Raw genomic sequence first — 16,564 nt, 5'->3', positions numbered from 1 at the left:
CGGGGCGCTCACTGAGCGAACGGTGTCGGGTCGGCTACTCCGCCACGAACTCCGCGCTGCCCTGTGCGATGAGCGCGGCCCGGATCTTGGCTGCGGCGTCGTCGAGCGCGGCCGGGTCGGGGTCCTTGTCGGCCAGGGAGAGGTCGAAGGTTTCCAGCGTCCACGCCGGGAACACGTGGATGTGCAGGTGCGGCACTTCGAGTCCGGCGATGAGCAGCCCGACCCGCGGTGCGTCGAACGCGTCTTTGACGGCCCGTCCGACGGTGCGTGCCACGGTGCTCAAGTGTGCGTAGAGCGCGTCGTCGATCTGCTCCCAGTGATCGACTTCCTCGCGCGGAACCACCAGAACATGGCCTGGCGCAACAGGATTGATGGTCAGGAAGACGACGGCGGTGTCGTCGCGCCACACGAAGCGGCCGGGAAGGTCACCGTTGATGATCATGCTGAAAACTGAAGCCATGCCCGCAAGCCTAATCGTCCGTGTGCGGCGTCACTCGTCGAACTCGTCGTCGAGGTCGATGCCCGCCTGATCCAGCGGCAGCCGCACCCAGAACGTGGCGCCGTGTCCCGGCGTCGAACGCACTCCGACGGTCCCGCCGTGTGCGGCGATGAGCGCCGCGACGATGGACAGGCCCAGGCCGCTGCCGCCGCTGGCCTCGGTGCGGTGCCGGGAGGCGTCGCCGCGGTAGAACCGGTCGAAGACGTGCGCCTGCTCGTCTTCGCTGAGTCCGTCGCCGGTGTCGACGACCTCCACCAGCGCCGAGGTCGAATCGGTCGACACGACCAGTCGGATGGTGGCTTCGGCGGGCGTATGCACGATCGCGTTGCGGACCAGGTTGCTGAGTACCTGCGTGAGCCGCGGCGAATCGCCGACGACGATGGGCGCCGTGGTGACACCTTTCGCGTCGAAGGTGATGTCGCGCTGCGGCGCCGCCGCGCGGGCACTGTGCACGACGTCGGAGCCGAGCATCAACAAGTCGACGGGCTTCTTCTCGATGGGACGTTCCTGATCGAGCCGGGCGAGCATCAGCAGGTCGGAGACCAGCAGGTTCATCCGGCTGGCCTCGGCGTCGATGCGGCGCATGGCGTCACCGGTGTCGGGTGCGAGTCCTTTCGAATGCAGTTCGGCGAAGCCCTTGATCGAGGTCAACGGCGTGCGCAGTTCGTGGCTGGCGTCGGCGATGAACTGTCGCATCTTCTCTTCGGAACGTCGCGCCGCCTGCTCCGACGCCGCGGTCGCCGCGAAGGCGCGCTGGATCTGGCCGAGCATCGTGTTGAGTGAGGCCGCGAGGCTGCCGACTTCGGTGTTCGGCGACGCCGTCGGGACACGCATGTTGAGGTTGCCGCCGGCGATCGCGTGGGCGGTCTCTTCGACCCGCCGCAGTGGAGCGAGGCTGCCGCGCACCAGCAGATAACTGAGGAATCCGATGATCACCACGACCACCGCGCCGCCGCCGAGCTGCAGCAGCATCAGCCGGGACAGGGTCGCCTGGACGTCGGTCAGCGGCATCGCGACGATGGAGCTGCCGTTCTCGTTGGTCACCTTGATGACCCGCCACTGCGGTCCGTTGCCGTCGGCGGAGTCGACGGTGACCGGTGCGACGGTGGGGGCGGTGAGCGAGCTCAGATCCGGCGAGTCGGAGATGTCGTTGGTGCTGGTGCGCGTCCCGTCCGAGTCAGTGGTCTGCACGTAGTACTGCGACGGGGGACGTCGCGGCCCCAGCGGGATCACCATGTGAACCGGCGGCGGCCCCTTGGGGCGTGCCCAGGTCATCACCGCACCGTTCAACCCGTCGTCGGTGCGCCGCATCAAGTCGTCGTGCATCGACTTGGTCACCGCGAGCCCCGATACCGCGAGGCCGAGGACCAGCATGAACATCGTCAGGACGACGATCGACACCCGCAGCGGCACACGGCTGTTCCATGAGGTCACGAGGTTGGTCACCCGCGGGGTTCACGCATGACGTATCCGACGCCGCGAAGCGTGTGAATGAGTCGCTTGTCGCCGGTGTCGATCTTGCGGCGCAGGTAGGAGACATATGACTCGACGACGTTCACTTCGCCGCCGAAGTCGTAGTTCCAGACGTGATCGAGGATGCGGGGCTTGGACAGCACGGTGCCCGCGTTGACCATGAAGTAGCGCAGCAAGGTGAATTCGGTCGGCGACAGCGCGACCAGCTGGCCCGCCTTCCACACCTCGTGGGTCTCGTCGTCGAGCTCGAGATCGGCGAAGGTGATGCGCGCCGACTTCTCCGCCTGTGCTTCGAAACCGCTGCGGCGCAACAGAACCTGCAATCGGGTGACGACTTCTTCCAGACTGAACGGCTTGGTGACGTAGTCGTCGCCCCCGATGGTGAGCCCGTTGACCTTGTCTTCGACGCTGTCTTTGGCCGACAGGAACAGGGCGGGCGCGTCGATGCCGTCGGCGCGCAGGCGGCGCAGCAATCCGAAGCCGTCCATGCCGGGCATCATCACGTCGAGGACGAGCAGATCGGGCCGGTAGGTGCGGCAGATGTCGATCGCGCCGGGACCGTTGTCGGCCACGCGGACTTCGTAGCCCTGAAACTTCAAGGACACGGTGAGCAGCTCACGGATGTTGTCTTCGTCGTCGACGACAAGCACCTTGGGATTGGGGAGCGTCATGTTGTTTCCGGTCGTCACGGGCAAACCTTCAGTCATGTGACCCATGGTGTGGTGTCAGCTTCCTCTCAGCCTGCCAGCAAACTGCGAGATTCCTGTGAACGACGACGTTACCGCGCGCCCGTGGTGACCTGCCGGAAATACGGCGGTGGATATCCGGGCCGCAGCTGGGTCCCCGCGAGCCACTCGGTCAGCGCGTCGGCACGTTCGGTCAACGCCCGACGACCGGCGGCGGGAACGTCGTCGACGAAATGCAGCCGCACGTTCGCGGCGTCGTCCTGGTACCAGCCGCCGACGATCCTACCGCCCCACCACGCGGTGGCGCCGCCGTTGCCGGTGTTGTCGAAGATCTGCCCGGCATGCGGCCCGAGGTAGAAGTCGCGCTGCTTATAGCCCATCGTCGTGGGATCGAGTTCGGGAAGCAGCGCGGCCTGCGGTCGGGGCTGTTCGACGTCGTCGGCGTCGTCGGCCAGGACGTACCCGACGGTCCCGTCGTCGAGGTCGACTTCGACGATGTCGATGTCCGCCAACGCTTTTCGGACCGCGGTCTTGGTGGAGCCGAGCCACCACACGAGGTCGGTCTCGGTGCCCGGGCCGAAGGTCGCCAGCCAGCGTCGAATCATCGCGACGTGCCCGGTGTGCGCGTCTGCGACGGGCAGCGGCTCGCCGAGCCATCGGCTCATCGCAGCCCACCGAGGCCGCGACTGATACCACTGGCCCTCGTTGGGTCCGCGCACGATCTCCCCGGCCGCGCCCATCATGGACAGCACCCGCGGGGCCACCGCCATCCGGCCTCCGTACGACTTCTCCGGTTTGTAGTGGATGTAGCCGTCGAGGGCCGGGAGCCGCTGGCGCAGTTGCGCCGCCGTGTAGTCGGCGCCGGCCGCCAAGTCGTCGAGGACGGCTGCCCGCGCGGCGTCGATCCAACCGTCGGGATCGTCGAAGTCGGGGCTGCGACGCAGGTCACGCAACATATTGGTGCGCTCCGACGCCGAGACGCGCGCCGCGGTGGCCGACACGGCGTCGGCGAGGATCTCCCGCGACATGACGAACAGGGTGCGCCTCATGCACAGCTGTTTGACCAGTGACCGCGAGTCGTAGAGGGCGTGCGACATCTCGTCGCGCTGCAAATTGTGCATACGCGCCCACGCCGACAGATACACCGTCCACGGCGTGGTGGCATGCAGCACGACCATCGCGTCGGCTGCGTCGACGACAGTGTCGGCGCGATGCTCGGCGTCGAGCAGTTGCCGCGTGACGAGCCGAGCGCGGCGCTGATCGTCGGTGATCCGGGGGCGGGTCATGCACGCGATCTTGCCAGAACGGTCTGACAAGTCGGCGAGACTCGACGCCGTCTCGCGCGAGCTACAACCCCAGCTCCTTGGCGATGATCGACGACTGTGCATCCGCCGGCAGGTGCGGGCCGAGTTTCCAGGCCATCAAGAGGCAAGAATAGGAACCAGTAGCCGAGCCTAAATATCAGCGCCGAGCGGGCGAATCCACTCAATTGGCTCCACTCGCCATCGGCTGCCGCGCGCCGCGGTTACCGCCGCGTCGACATCGTCGATGCTCGCGTCAGGGTATGGACGTCCACGGGTGCCCGGTATAGGGGTTTTGCGATTCGAAAGTCCGCCCCACGGCGGGCGTCGGCTTCTTGGCCCCGATAAGCATACGGAACCGCTCCAGCTCAGACATTGTGACTACCGTGGGAGAATGCGGTCTGGACGTGATCCAGGCCGGCGCATACGGCATCGGTGAGTTGGTCGAGTTGGTCGTCGGTCGCAGTAAGAGGGGGTGAGAAACCGATCCCTTCTCCCATCAGGCGCGCCAAGACGCCTTCTTCACGGATCGCATCAACTACCAAACGAACCAGTTCTGGCTGGCCGGCGAGTCGTTCCGGGGCTAGTTGTAGGGCGCCGAGAAATCCGACGCCGGCGCGCACCTCGGCCAACAACGGATGATCGGCCAGCGAGCGCAATCGCTCAGCCAATTGGATCTCCAGTCTCAATGACTGCGCTAGTAGCTCCCGACTTTCGAGGACCTCAATGTTCGCCAATCCCGCCGCGCAGGCGACGGGATGTCCGGCGTATGTTTGTCCATGCCGAAAAATATGATTAGGTTCCTCCCAGAACGGGGCCGCGACGTCGTCGCCGACCACGACCCCGCCCAGAGGTTGATAACCGCTGGTAACGCCTTTTGCAAAGGTGATCATGTCTGGCCGGACACCGAATCTTTCAATTCCGAACCAGTTGCCGAGTCGCCCGAAACCACAGATTACTGAGTCTGCGACAAACAGAATGCCATGCCGATGGCAGACTTCAGCGGCAGCCCGAAGAAAGCCGTCTGGAGGGGCGACAACCCCACCAGCACCGAGGACGGGCTCAGCAAAGAACGCGGCTACGCGGTCGGGTCCGGCGGCGAGAATGGCTTCCTCGAGCGCGCCGACGTCGTCGTTGGGGACTTGTTCGACGTCGCCTACGAAGGGCGCACCGACTCGGTTTGCCGGTATTCCCGCCAGTGCGGTGCCGTGCCCGTGTGTTCCGTGGTAGCTGTGGGTGCGGTGAAGCAGTACGGTGCGTTCCGGTCGGCCCCGTGCGGTGAAGTACGCGCGGGCGAGCTTGGCTGCCGTGTCGATGGCGTCACTGCCACCACTGGTGAAGAATACTTTTGCGTTGTCCACCGGGGCGCGGGAACTGATTGCATGGGCCAATTCGAGTGCAGGTTCGTTAGCGATGTCATTGAAGATTTGATAGCAGTCGAGTTTGCGGAGTTGATTTGTCACCGCGTCGATGATTTCGTGGCGGCCGTGGCCGACGTTGCAATACCAGAGGCCAGCGGTGGCGTCGAGGTATTTACGTCCGGTCGAATCCCACACCCACACATCATCTGCACGGCTTATCGTGAGTTTACGGTGGCGCACTCTTTGCATCGGCGCAAATGGGTGCCACAGTGCGTCGGCGCCGACGGCGCGTGGTTGTCCGGTCATAGCTTGATCCAGCTGGTCTCGGTCTCGGTGCATTCGTCGGGCTCATAACGCGGTGAGGTTCGGTCGAATGTGACGCCCGAGGCGCGCAGATACCTCCCGTTGATGAAGTCATCGGACTGTTGAATGAGTGATCGGGCGCGTGCGACGTCGCGTTCGAGAGCGGTCGTCAAATCGGTGTCGGTCATGCCATCACCTCCGATCGGGAAGTTGGAGTCGGTAGGCAGAGAAGAGCGTCGAACAGCGCTTGCTGTTCGGGGTGCGTCTCGGCGTCGTCCTCGGGGTGCCATTGCACGGCGTGAATCGGAGCACCGTCGTGGGCAATCGCCTCGATTACCCCGTCGGGGGCGCGGCCTGTCACCGTCAATCCAGGCGCGAGTCGGTCGATGCTCTGGTGGTGAAAGCTTGACACAGTGAGATGGTCGGTGCCCATCACCTGCGCCACCCGGCTGGTCGGCGTGAGGAGCACGTCGTGGCGGCCGTTGCGGTGGTGCACGGATGAGTGGTCAAGGTCTTGCGCCAAGGTTCCGCCCAGCGCAACATTCAGTATCTGCAGGCCCCGGCAGATCGCGAGACATGGAATGCCTGCCGCGACAACAGATCTGGCTAGCGAGAGGTCGGCGTGATCGTGGTGCCGGTTGTATTGTGCCGTCGCATCCTCGGGCTCGGCCCCGTAACGATTCGGGTCGATATCGTCACCGCCGGGGAGGATCACCGCGGCGAAAGCAGCCCGCAGTCGATCGTGTGACCACGCTTTGCCACTGGGCGGCAATATCACGGGTTCACCCCCAGCGCGACGCACTGCTGCAAGTACTGCTTCGGCGGCGGCCACTCCTGAAAAACGCAAGCCTGGAATGGTGGTTTTGGGCATCCCGGCAACAGCCACCAGAGACCGCGTCACGCTAGCCCCGGAAATTCGAGGAAGGCGATTGACTCGTTCCAGACCTTTTCGAGTCGACCGTCGGCGATGACCCGCCCCAGCGCGTCGTCGATCCGCGTGAGGAGTTCAGGTCGGTCCTTCGAGACCGCTGCAGCCCATCGGTTTCGTGTGCGCACGGTGAAACCGATCTCGAGATGGGGATCGTCGGCAAAAGACGCGAATGCGACGTCGTCGTCGACAACTGCATCGACTTCATGGCGACGCAACGCATCGATCATGTCGCCGAACACGTCGGCGGCGCCCGCATCGAATGGAATCGGGTTAGCGTCGGCGAAGGTGCGAACCAGTGCGAGATTCGCACTGCCAGCGATGGCCGCCACGCGTCGGCCACGCAAGTCATCGATGCTGGTGATTCCACTGCCGCGCGCGACCAGCGCGGATTCGTCGAAGACGGCATACGGCCGGGTAAAGGCGATCAGTCGTGCACGTTCGGGCGTAATCGCCTGGCCGCACCACACGGCGTCTGCTCGGCCTGCACGCACCGCGGGAATCATCTCTCCAAAGGGCATGACCACCCATTCGACTGTGGCGCCTATTTCTGTTGCGACCAGTTCCGCGGCTGCTGGTTCGTAGCCCTGCCGTTTACCGTGGGAATCGGCGAGGCTGAAAAGAGGTGGCGCATACGCGTCGACGCACGCCAATCGGATAGTTTCCGACATCAGCTGAGCACCTCCGAGTAGAGGTCGCGCTCCCAATCGGTAACTGCACCGCAATACCGGGCCCATTCATCGCGCTTCAGCGCGATGTAGGTGGTGACCAGTTCGGACGGCAGTGCGTTACGCAGTACCTTGTTGTCGCAGAAGGCGGTGATGGACTCACCTAGAGTGAGTGGCAATGACGCGAAGTTCTCGGTTTCCTCCTCGTAACTGCTGCCGATCTGAGGCTCGCCGGGGTCCACTTCATTCGCCAACCCGTCTGCGACGCTTGCAAGAAGCAAGGTGTGCGAGAGATACGGGTTGACCGCTGCGTCGGGCAATTTGAATTCGAGACGGCCGATCGCCGACAGCCGGACCGTGCAGGTCTTGTTATCCATGCCCCAATTGATGATGGATGGCGCGAATTGTCCGCTGTCCCAGAATCGCTTGTAACTGTTTACGGTCGGTCCCATAACAGCCATTGCCGCCGACGCATGAGTGAGTAGACCGCCGAGTGCGTGACGGCCGATGTCTGTGAGATGCAAGTCACGACGGCCTGGTTCAGCAAGCATGTTGACGTTGCCCCGCCATAGGCTGAGATTGTGGTGGCAGCCATTGCCCATCGCCCCGGTCGTTGGCTTCGGCATGAAACTGGCGGTGACACCGAACTCACGCGCGACTTGCCGACAGATCATTCGATAGGTGGTCAACCGATCGGCGGTCCGCTCAGCCCGATCGAACATCCAGTTCAGTTCCAGCTGTCCGGGGTCTTCGTAGTCTCCTTCGATCATGTCGAAGTTGAGCTCGGTGGCGTATCGGATGAGCCTCTGGTAAATGGGCCGCATCCGTTCAAGGTTTTCCTGTGCGTACGCTGGACTTGCGTCTGGTCGATGGGAGACCTCGAGGCCAGGCCCTGACCACGACATCTCGGGCTCGCATCCGGTGCGCAACTCAAGCCCGGTGCTGGCTTGGAACGCTTCGTGTGCCCGGTGAAGGAGCCCGCGGCAATCCGAGGCCAGTGGTTGTCCACCGACTACCGGCATGTGTGCGGGCTCGTACAAAGTACACAGCATGCGAGCGACGCTCGGGTCCCACGGCAGAACGTCGAACGTATCCAGGTCGGGCATGGCAGTGAACTCTGGGGCACTGACACCGCCGCCGATGAGTGTTCCGTGGCGGTCGGTTTGAAGATCGGCGATCGCCCCTCGGTGAAGGTTGATTCCTTGTTCGATGTTGCGCGAGAGTTGTTTTGCCGGAACCACTTTCGCGACAATTCGTCCGGTCAGGGTCACGGCTTGGTAGTAGATGAACTCGACGCCCGACTGGCTGATGCGGTCCCTGATCGCGTTTTGCCACGTGCCGTCGGCATTGCGGTCTCGATGTTGATCAAGGCTGGTCAATTGGTGCTCCTGAGTGTTGGGAAGTTGCGAGGTCGGGTTCTGGGGCGGGGCACGCGCTGTCGACCAGCCCACGATGAACTCTTTGCTGGTTTGCCGGGATGTTGGTCATCACTACTCCAACGAGTCTTTCCGCGCGGGTGTAGTGCACGATTGCGCCGTCTTGCAGCCGGTCGAGAGTGCCGTCGACCAGATGCGCCGCGTCGCCGAGAAACGGTTGTCCGAAACTCTGTAATCGCAGCTCGAATTGATCACTCCAGAACGTCGGCAGTGGCGCGAACGATGCGGGAGCAAGGCTATTGCGCGTCAAGTGGCTCGCTAGAGACGCAGCGGCTTGTCGGGCGGTGGCAGCGGGCATACACCAGTGTTCAATGCGCCGGGGAATGTCATCAAAGCGCGGATTGGCTACTCGCGCGATATCGCCGGCGGCCACGATGTTCGGTCGCCCGCCAGCGCGAAGATTGCGATCACATAGGATACCGTCGGTGATGTCAATGCCTATGTTGTCCAACCACTCAACGTTGGGAACCGAACCTACTGCCTCGATAACGACATCAGCCGGAACCTCTGTGCCATCGTCTAGCGCGACTGCGGCAACCCGGCCTCCAGAACGGGCCGGCACCATCGCGACTGCTGTACGCCCGCAGCGTATCCGAACTCCTTTAGACTGCTGATAATTGCCCACCGCCGCTCCTATTTCACAACCAAGCACGCGCGCCAGAGGCGCGGGCCCCGGTTCGACGAGCGTGACCCGACAACCTATGGCGGCCGCGGTTGCGGCGACTTCACAACCTACGAATCCCGCCCCGAGTACCACCACTCGCTGACCGTCGAATAGTCGTGGCGCCAAGGCTCGTGCATCGTCGAGAGTGCGTAGCACGTGACGGCCTGTTGTCGGCCCAGGCAAAGAAATTCGCCTCGGACGAACCCCCGTCGCGACGACCAGCCCACAGAACTTGATCGGGTCACCATCGTCGAGGTGCACCAGTTGATGCTCGACGTCTACGCGAGTCGCGCTGACTCCCAGACGCCAACTCACGTCCGTGACGCCAGCGCGTGTTCGCAGGGCCACGATTTCCGCCCATCGCCCGGGGCTGTTACTGCTCCATCGAGTTAGGGCATCTTTGGATAGCGGAGGGCGGTTGTAAGGCGCGTACGGTTCCTCGCCGATTACTGTGATCGAGCCTGTCCAGCCGTGTAGACGTAGTTGTTCGACGCAGCGCAGACCGGCCAATGACCCGCCGACGACCACGACTGGGTCACGCACTGCGGGCGCCGATCACGATGGCCTGAACTGGGCAGACATCGGCAGCGTCGTCAGCGTCAGCGCGACGAATCTCGTCTGCGTGGGCCTCATATTCGAGTCCGTACTCCGTCATCCGAAACAGGTCAGGAGCTGCGATTGCGCACTGCCCATGATTGTCACAAAGATCACGATCAACTGAAATGTCCATGTATTCTTCCTTCGCGGACGTCCATAGAATGAGCGGAAGAGCGACTAGAGTGTCTCCCAATTCTTCGGCCAAGCATCGCCGGTCTAGCGCGGCCAGGCGGTCATCGGCCCGCCGGGGACCGCAAACGGAATTGGGAGACACGCCCTAGTTGTGGTCGAAGGCCACCGGGAGGGTTTCGAATCCGGTGTTTCCGGACTCCGGTAGCGCATCAACGGATCCTGCGATGCGTATCTCGGGCATACGACGGGCGAGGATCGGCAGAGCGATGCTCATGTCGTTTCGTGCGACGAAATGTCCCAGGCAGTGATGCATCCCACCGCCGAATGCAAAGTGGCTCGGCTTCTTGGTTGTGATGTCGAAGTCTGGTTCGGCCATCACACGCGGGTCGGTGCCGGCCGACTCGCAGAACATGTGAACGGTTGTCCCACTGCGGATAGTCAATCCCTGGAATTCGAAATCCGCTGCGGCCTCACGGGTGACCCAGGTAGTGACTGGGTTGACTCGCATCACTTCTTCGACTGCATTTGCCCCGAGTTCCGGCTGCATAGCGAGCGCCCGCCACTGGTCGAGGTGCTGAGCGAATGTGTAAAGGGCAAGTCCCAGCTGGTTGCGAGTTGTTTCCATTCCTCCGAAAATCAGCAGTACGACGAGGTTGCGAAGCTCATCTGTGCTGAGTCGGTCTTCGTCGAGCTGCGCTAGCACGAGACGCGTGACAAGATCATCTCGGGGATGCGCAGATCGATTGGTGATGAGGTCGTCGGCGAAGCCATACAGGGCATCGACCGCGGAGTCCACTCTCTCGATATGTTCCCCTATCCGAACACCCAACGCCAGACCGATGTCTCCCGACCAGTTGGCCATCTTCTTCCACTCACTCTGGGAAACGCCAAGAATTACGGCGAGTACTCGCGCGGCGTAGGGCATCGCGAATTCCGCCATGAACTCACATTCCCCCCTGCCGATGAAGCCATCGGCGAGTTCGTTCGTGAGCGATTCGAACTGCGGCTTCAATCCGGCAAGCAGGCGCGGCGCGAACGCCGGGTTGAGCAGGCGCCGGATTCGATGGTGATCTTCGCCTTCGAGGTTCAGAACGGTCTTCGCCCACCAATGGGCGAATGATCCGCCCTCGATTCCGTTTCGCACAGGCCACTGAGCGCTGCCCTGAACGAGCCGACGGTCCTTGAGTAGTCGATTGACTTCGTCATAACGCAGAATCGCCAAGCCGTAGTTCGTGTAGGCAAACCAACTTCGCTCGCGAGCCGCTCGAACCTCCTCGGAAGACAGTGAGAAGGTCGGGTCGGCGACGTTCAGATACGACGCTTTGAGAGTGCTGTTGCTCATTGATTCTCCCTTCTGTTTAAACTCTAGTTTTGAGTTTTAAAACTGTCAAGGCTTCGTCTGGGCCAATCGCACGCAGAGCACACCCCTCCGGGCCTGTCCTCCCGGCATCCACACAGTTCATACCACCTGCAGCCAATGACCCCCGAGACCCAGAATCACCGTCAGATGAAGCTGTCAACACGGTGACCGGCACCACTTAAACCATCTATTATTGTGGTTTTAATAGCACCACACACCTTGGAACCGCCGGACTTGATGCCCAACTGGGCGAGCTAACATGTAGAGTTGATGTTCATCATGTGACGCCCCATGCCAGAGAGGTAGAGTCGCTGTCCATCGACGCTTCTGACGCACTCATTGCGGCGTTCCCTCCGCTCGGCGGTGGGCGTGCCGAGGCCATCGTGCGCAGAATCGATGAGGCCGTCATGCTCGGACTGCTCCACGACGGAGATCAACTTCCAAGCGAGCTCGACCTGGCCGACCAGTTCGGAGTCGCCAACGGAACCATCCGCGAAGCCTTGCGGCTACTTCGCGAACAAGGCGTCGTGGACACCAGGCGGGGCCGCGGGGGCGGCAGTTTCGTGCGCACCAACGACGCCGCGATGCACTCGCTTCATTTCGATCGCCTGAGTGGGATGAACGCGACCGAACTGCGAGATCTCGGTGATGAGCAGACGGCGATCTTTGCCGCCGTGGCTCGGTTGGCCGCGGAGCGCGCAGCGCCTACCGCGACCGACCGACTCCGGCGGCTTGTCGCGGCGCTGCGAGTGGCTGCGACACCTGCGCAACGCCGCCGCGCAGAAGCACGATTTCACATAGAGCTCGCTGTCGAGTCTCAGTCAGTCCGGCTCACGCACAGCGAAGTCAGGCTGCAGGCCGAGCTCGGTCCCATGATCTGGCTACCTGGCCACTCGCCCGATCACAAGGAGGTAGCCGATCGACTGGAAGCGATCACAGTGTCCGTTGGAGCGGGCGACTCCACCCATGCCCGGGTGGAGGCCGAGAATCATGCTCTTTCGTGTATCCGAACTGTTCTGACCACCCACATGGCCATCGCCGACACCTGAACCTCCGATGGCCGCACCTCCGGGAGTACCGATAATGTGCCGGACCCTACGTTCGCTCGACCAATGCGCCACCGAAGTGGCCGGCATCGTCGATCACTTGTTCTGTCAACTCGACGCCGTCGATGTAGCTGCCCACGCCGCGTGGCGCAATGCGTCATGGTCGGGGGCTCGACCGCGGACCACTGACCTCGGGGACTTCGTCCAGGCACTTCATAGGCACCTTCGCGCCGACTCCAGCGACCTCGTCGGCGCGGGCGTTGTATTTGCCCCGCACGCCCTCGCCGACGCTGACCTGGCTATCGAATGGTGGCATCGGCCGACGCAGGATTCGCGTGAGTTGGTGAGGATGACCGTCGTACTCGATCCCGCCAGCGAGCAGTTCTACGATTACCCCGCATTGCCCTGGTTCACAGACACGCGGGACAGTCTCCGGCCCACCGTCGTCGGGCCGTTCGTCGACCTGCACGGTACCGGGGTGACGAGTCTGACTTTTAGTCGCCCGTTCATGATCGACGGTGAGTTCCGGGGTGTAACCACAGCCGATGTTGCCTTGACGAACTTCGAACGAAAAATGCGAAAACACCTCCGGCCGCTAGGCGAGGCGGCAGTAGTCAATGACGAGAAGCGCGTTATAGTCTCGACTGCGCCGACGTGGACGCCCGGTACTCTCATTAGGGGTATTCCCGATGTCGAAGGTCGGTACTTTGCCGCGCCGGTTCCCTCCTCCGCGGTGAGCTGGATTATTCTCGGCACAAACGCGCAAGTGCTGACATCCGAAGTGCCTCCCCCAGGCGCGAATAGTTCAGATGTTTCGTAGGGCATACAGGCCTCGACCGCCGAGGAATGTCCGCATCCCCCAGCTCGATGACGCTTGATCGCCAGGATGACGATCAGTGCTTAGAATTCCTCATCAGCTGACAGTCGTCCGCGCTTGCGGAAACGTGGTATCGAGGAGTTCTACTGCGCTGGCCCACGTCAAAGGCGGTAACTCAGCTATGCCGCATGCGCCTGCTTTCTCCAGCAACTCAGTCGCCGTCGGAGGCCGCGTTGGCGCCCCCGGTGGTACGGCGAGCTCAGTCTGAATAGTTACGCCCCGGTTTGTAACAATCGTGATCGACGTGCATCCATCGAGTAGTCCAGTTCCCCCTGGTATGACCTCGATGTCGATCTTGTCCATGAGCACTCGCGCACTTTCCCGGGAAACAGCTTCGTCGCCAAACGAGTCAAAGCCTGGATATGAATCGAGAATAGCGGTCGCAACAGCATACTGAAGACTGAACTTGCCTTCCAAACCCGTATCTGGCGCGTCATGTATCAGCGGTTTGATTCCTGATTGCGGTGTCGTGACAACAATGTGTCCGATCTCTGAGAGGTCATTCGGCAATCGGCCGGCGATCATGCGAACAGCCGCGATCGGTCGCTGCATGGCATAGCAGCAAGGGAAGAGTTTGATTGCAAGGCCTCCAGGAACGGCCGACGCTTCCCAACCGATCGTCGGCTTACGCCCGCCGACCAGTTCAATCCACGAGTCGAGAGCAGCGTCGTTCGCGGTTGCTCCCGCTCGGGCGAGTTGTGCCGCCTGGATTCCCGCCTGCGTCGCAAGTCCGACCTGGAGCGGTTTGGCGTAGGTTCCGAACGCCGTTTGCACGCCACCTGCGCACGGAATCGCCAAGGCGATAGCGGTGGCGAGTTGATCGACGTCCAGACCTAGCGAGAGACCGGCCGCGACGGCGGCGGCGGGCGCTCCCGCGGTGCAGGTGGCATGCCATCCGAGCGAATAGTGGCCCCAGCCCAAGGCAGTTCCCAGGCGCGCCATGACTCCGGCACCACCGAGATAGGCGGAAGCATCTCCTCCAGTCGCCAGAACGGCCGGCACAATCACGACGCTGATGTGCGTAGTCGATTCCAGGTGCACGTCGTCGAAGTCGAGAACGTGACCCAACGTCGACCAGCGTGCTCCCGCCGGCAGTGGCGAGGCAATCCTCGCTATCGGGTGGGTTTTCGCAGCCAGCGTGACCGCGATCGTGTCCGTGAGCGCATTCTGCGCAAGTCTCAGGTCGTCCTCCGTCGGGACGAGGCGCGAAGCCCATTGGGCCAGTTGACGTGCCGTTGTGGCTAGTGAAGTCGTCATAGGTGTTAGTCCTTCGGCGCTGGTCCGCATCGTCGCGTCCGGTTGTGGTCGACTCTTCATCCATGTCAAGACGGCATTGGTGTATTCGCCCAGTTCGGACACAAAGAGAGTGGATGAGAATGCAGCCTGCTCGCATATCAACTCGTCTACTTCGGCACTCAGCTCGCACCACCCGGCTCGTGCTCTTCACTTCGGGGCACCGATCCCATGACCGGTTTCCCGGCTGCCAGTTACCGGCGGCAGCAGCGTTCTGACGACGCCGGCAACCGTATGCACGGCGCACCAGCGGTGTCGAACGGCACGCTGGGTCGGGCACCAAGGGCACAACAACCTTTGAAATCAGCGGCGTCTAGAGCCGTTAAGCGATTGTGGGCCAGAGAGTGTCTCCCTAGGCGAGGCGAGTGCTCGAGAGGTCCGAGATTCCGACTCGGAAGCGCTCGAGTCCACGCTGCCAGTGATCGAGAGTGGCTCCGACCGCACGGTCGACGTCTCCTGCGTCCAGCGCAGCCTGGATACTGGCATGCTCATCAACGGATGACTGCCCGAATCCGGTATGGAAGTACGCGAGTTCCAATCGTCGGAGTTGGGTCCTCAACCCGCCGAGAATCTTCACCAGCTCGGGATTTCCTGAAGCGATGGCTAGCGTGTTGTGGAAGTCCGCGTCGGCCGTCAGTGCAGACTTCGCGTCGCCTTTACTCAGCGCCCGCGACAACTTGGCGTTGGCAATGGCCATCTGGTCTCGCTCAGTCCGTCCGTAGTGCGCGGCCGCGAGTCTCACTGCGAATGCATCAAGCGTCCAGACAATGGGATAAAGGTGGTCGGCGCCCGCGATATCGAGTGGCGCTACACATGTCGATCGACTGGCCATCGTCTCGATTAGCCCTTCGTGACCGAGTTGCTGTAGCGCCTCTCGCACTGGCGTCCGACTCACACCAAGATGTTCTGCAAGCTCCGCATCACGGATCCGTTCGCCTGGCTCCAACGTCCCGTCCACTATCCACTCCAGCAGAGTGTCGTAGATCGTGTCGCGGAGTTTGGCCTTCTCGATCGGGCGGGACGTGTTTGGAAGCGGCATGGTCATCAATATATCGCATACTGCGCACCACGTGCGAACTACGCGTAGTAGTCGGGGGCCTTTCGGACGGTCTTCCAGAACTCTCGATCATGTCCGGGAATCACCAGCGCATTCTCACGACGTCGGTAGTCGCGCAAGACCTTGAATGAACGGACCTGCAGGCGTGGATCCCAGACCCAGGTAGACACGAGCAATTCGTCTAACGACGCCGTCAGATATGCCGAGTCCGCTGCCAGGACGACCGTCCCGGTTTCGGGCAATTTCACGACCAACGACTGACTGCCCGCGGAATGACCGGGCGTTTGAATCAATGTGACAGTGCCGTCACCGAAAACGTCGTAGTCGCCGTCGAGCTCCTCGAAGTGTACGGGGAGGTCAAATGCTTCCCGGACGTAGTTTTCCCGCTCATAGACCTGCGGCCAGTAGGCTGCCTGCAGCTCGGCGAACTGTACGAGGAACGTAGCATGCGAAAAGCAGATGTTCCCGCCCGCATGATCATCGTGGAGGTGTGAGTTGGCAACGAGGTCGACGTCTTCCGGTCGTAGTCCGATCTCGGCCAACCTGTTGGGTGCCAGGTCTTCTTCCCGGACGCGATACGTCGCACCGGCCGCGGTCGAAGGATAGTTCTCCGGGTCGCGGACTACCTTCGGATTCGCGCCTGTGTCAAACATGAGGCGGCCTTGCGGATGTTCGATGAGGAAGTAACCGAGGGGGATCTCGACCTCCGTACCGATGTTTCGGCCCGCAGTCAAGAAACTCATGTCACAGAGATACCCCCCGCCATGCATGGCGTACAGCTTGATAGCCGGTGAAGACGACATTCTAGACTCCTTTACTTTTGTTTTTATATGCCCAATATATTACGGGCGACACTCTCGTAATGGCGTTCCGGGCCGCGCGG

Annotated in this window: 17 protein-coding genes; 2 read left to right on the top strand and 15 right to left on the bottom strand. The window is 62.2% G+C overall.

Annotated elements, in window-relative coordinates; translation table 11 throughout:
* Positions 1–34: 34 nt before the first annotated feature.
* From HH308_RS06650 to HH308_RS06595, 12 genes are all read right to left on the bottom strand, one after another.
* Positions 35–460 carry an HIT family protein gene (locus HH308_RS06650; protein ID WP_170193394.1) on the bottom strand — a complete coding sequence of 142 codons (426 nt, stop codon included), beginning with the start codon at positions 458–460 and terminating at the stop codon, positions 35–37.
* A gap of 30 nt (positions 461–490) precedes the next feature.
* Positions 491–1,933, bottom strand: a complete 1,443-nt coding sequence (locus tag HH308_RS06645; RefSeq protein WP_312870422.1) for a HAMP domain-containing sensor histidine kinase — start codon at positions 1,931–1,933, stop codon at positions 491–493.
* A gap of 8 nt (positions 1,934–1,941) precedes the next feature.
* Positions 1,942–2,679 (bottom strand): response regulator transcription factor, encoded by a 738-nt coding sequence (locus HH308_RS06640; RefSeq protein WP_170193393.1) that lies wholly within the window; start codon positions 2,677–2,679, stop codon positions 1,942–1,944.
* Positions 2,680–2,750: 71 nt separating this feature from the next.
* Positions 2,751–3,944 (bottom strand): winged helix DNA-binding domain-containing protein, encoded by a 1,194-nt coding sequence (locus HH308_RS06635; RefSeq protein WP_170193392.1) that lies wholly within the window; start codon positions 3,942–3,944, stop codon positions 2,751–2,753.
* Between the two features lie 383 nt (positions 3,945–4,327).
* Entirely contained in the window at positions 4,328–5,626 is a 1,299-nt protein-coding gene (locus HH308_RS06630; protein ID WP_170193391.1) for an aminotransferase family protein, read from the bottom strand.
* The gene (locus HH308_RS06625) at positions 5,623–5,811 is read right to left on the bottom strand and encodes a hypothetical protein (protein WP_170193390.1); all 189 of its coding nucleotides are present in this window, start codon (positions 5,809–5,811) and stop codon (positions 5,623–5,625) included. The genes HH308_RS06630 and HH308_RS06625 overlap by 4 nt, the downstream gene beginning before the upstream one ends.
* Entirely contained in the window at positions 5,808–6,494 is a 687-nt protein-coding gene (locus HH308_RS06620; RefSeq protein WP_170193389.1) for a gamma-glutamyl-gamma-aminobutyrate hydrolase family protein, read from the bottom strand. The genes HH308_RS06625 and HH308_RS06620 overlap by 4 nt, the downstream gene beginning before the upstream one ends.
* A 26-nt stretch (positions 6,495–6,520) precedes the next feature.
* Positions 6,521–7,222 (bottom strand): substrate-binding periplasmic protein, encoded by a 702-nt coding sequence (locus HH308_RS06615; RefSeq protein WP_170193388.1) that lies wholly within the window; start codon positions 7,220–7,222, stop codon positions 6,521–6,523.
* Positions 7,222–8,598, bottom strand: a complete 1,377-nt coding sequence (locus tag HH308_RS06610) for a glutamine synthetase family protein (protein ID WP_170193387.1) — start codon at positions 8,596–8,598, stop codon at positions 7,222–7,224. Before HH308_RS06610 ends, HH308_RS06615 begins: the two co-directional genes overlap by 1 nt.
* Positions 8,585–9,847, bottom strand: a complete 1,263-nt coding sequence (locus HH308_RS30370) for an NAD(P)/FAD-dependent oxidoreductase (protein ID WP_312870438.1) — start codon at positions 9,845–9,847, stop codon at positions 8,585–8,587. The genes HH308_RS06610 and HH308_RS30370 overlap by 14 nt, the downstream gene beginning before the upstream one ends.
* Before the next feature lie 7 nt (positions 9,848–9,854).
* Positions 9,855–10,049 carry a ferredoxin gene (locus tag HH308_RS06600; protein ID WP_170193385.1) on the bottom strand — a complete coding sequence of 65 codons (195 nt, stop codon included), beginning with the start codon at positions 10,047–10,049 and terminating at the stop codon, positions 9,855–9,857.
* A gap of 144 nt (positions 10,050–10,193) precedes the next feature.
* Positions 10,194–11,390 carry a cytochrome P450 gene (locus tag HH308_RS06595; protein ID WP_170193384.1) on the bottom strand — a complete coding sequence of 399 codons (1,197 nt, stop codon included), beginning with the start codon at positions 11,388–11,390 and terminating at the stop codon, positions 10,194–10,196.
* A gap of 299 nt (positions 11,391–11,689) precedes the next feature.
* On the opposite strand from HH308_RS06595, the gene HH308_RS06590 reads away from it, so the two are divergent.
* Both HH308_RS06590 and HH308_RS06585 read left to right on the top strand, forming a co-directional pair.
* Positions 11,690–12,457: a FadR/GntR family transcriptional regulator gene (locus HH308_RS06590; protein ID WP_211188228.1), complete on the top strand. Its 768-nt coding sequence runs from the start codon at positions 11,690–11,692 to the stop codon at positions 12,455–12,457.
* A 76-nt stretch (positions 12,458–12,533) separates the two neighbouring features.
* The gene (locus HH308_RS06585; protein WP_170193383.1) at positions 12,534–13,274 is read left to right on the top strand and encodes a cache domain-containing protein; all 741 of its coding nucleotides are present in this window, start codon (positions 12,534–12,536) and stop codon (positions 13,272–13,274) included.
* Positions 13,275–13,367: 93 nt separating this feature from the next.
* Here the strand turns inward: HH308_RS06585 and HH308_RS06580 are convergent, their stop codons facing one another.
* From HH308_RS06580 to HH308_RS06570, 3 genes are all read right to left on the bottom strand, one after another.
* Positions 13,368–14,690 carry an MmgE/PrpD family protein gene (locus HH308_RS06580; RefSeq protein WP_312870420.1) on the bottom strand — a complete coding sequence of 441 codons (1,323 nt, stop codon included), beginning with the start codon at positions 14,688–14,690 and terminating at the stop codon, positions 13,368–13,370.
* Positions 14,691–14,976: 286 nt separating this feature from the next.
* Complete coding sequence (locus HH308_RS06575; protein WP_211188227.1) at positions 14,977–15,669, bottom strand: GntR family transcriptional regulator; 693 nt, start codon at positions 15,667–15,669, stop codon at positions 14,977–14,979.
* A gap of 32 nt (positions 15,670–15,701) precedes the next feature.
* Positions 15,702–16,424, bottom strand: a complete 723-nt coding sequence (locus HH308_RS06570; protein WP_281362940.1) for an N-acyl homoserine lactonase family protein — start codon at positions 16,422–16,424, stop codon at positions 15,702–15,704.
* Positions 16,425–16,564 lie beyond the last annotated feature (140 nt).

The sequence above is a fragment of the Gordonia asplenii genome (genome assembly GCF_012933505.1).
GTDB lineage: Bacteria > Actinomycetota > Actinomycetes > Mycobacteriales > Mycobacteriaceae > Gordonia > Gordonia asplenii.
Note: the sequence above shows the minus strand (reverse complement) of the source record. Positions and strands in the feature narration are given on the sequence as shown.

What these genes read in the sequence shown, in the direction of transcription:
- HH308_RS06650 (WP_170193394.1), bottom strand. Translation starts at nt 460, where the DNA reads ATGGCTTCAGTTTTCAGCATGATCATCAACGGTGACCTTCCCGGCCGC.
- HH308_RS06640 (WP_170193393.1), bottom strand. Translation starts at nt 2,679, where the DNA reads ATGACTGAAGGTTTGCCCGTGACGACCGGAAACAACATGACGCTCCCC.
- HH308_RS06635 (WP_170193392.1), bottom strand. Translation starts at nt 3,944, where the DNA reads ATGACCCGCCCCCGGATCACCGACGATCAGCGCCGCGCTCGGCTCGTC.
- HH308_RS06630 (WP_170193391.1), bottom strand. Translation starts at nt 5,626, where the DNA reads ATGACCGGACAACCACGCGCCGTCGGCGCCGACGCACTGTGGCACCCA.
- HH308_RS06625 (WP_170193390.1), bottom strand. Translation starts at nt 5,811, where the DNA reads ATGACCGACACCGATTTGACGACCGCTCTCGAACGCGACGTCGCACGC.
- HH308_RS06620 (WP_170193389.1), bottom strand. Translation starts at nt 6,494, where the DNA reads ATGCCCAAAACCACCATTCCAGGCTTGCGTTTTTCAGGAGTGGCCGCC.
- HH308_RS06615 (WP_170193388.1), bottom strand. Translation starts at nt 7,222, where the DNA reads ATGTCGGAAACTATCCGATTGGCGTGCGTCGACGCGTATGCGCCACCT.
- HH308_RS06600 (WP_170193385.1), bottom strand. Translation starts at nt 10,049, where the DNA reads ATGGACATTTCAGTTGATCGTGATCTTTGTGACAATCATGGGCAGTGC.
- HH308_RS06595 (WP_170193384.1), bottom strand. Translation starts at nt 11,390, where the DNA reads ATGAGCAACAGCACTCTCAAAGCGTCGTATCTGAACGTCGCCGACCCG.
- HH308_RS06575 (WP_211188227.1), bottom strand. Translation starts at nt 15,669, where the DNA reads ATGACCATGCCGCTTCCAAACACGTCCCGCCCGATCGAGAAGGCCAAA.
- HH308_RS06570 (WP_281362940.1), bottom strand. Translation starts at nt 16,424, where the DNA reads ATGAGTTTCTTGACTGCGGGCCGAAACATCGGTACGGAGGTCGAGATC.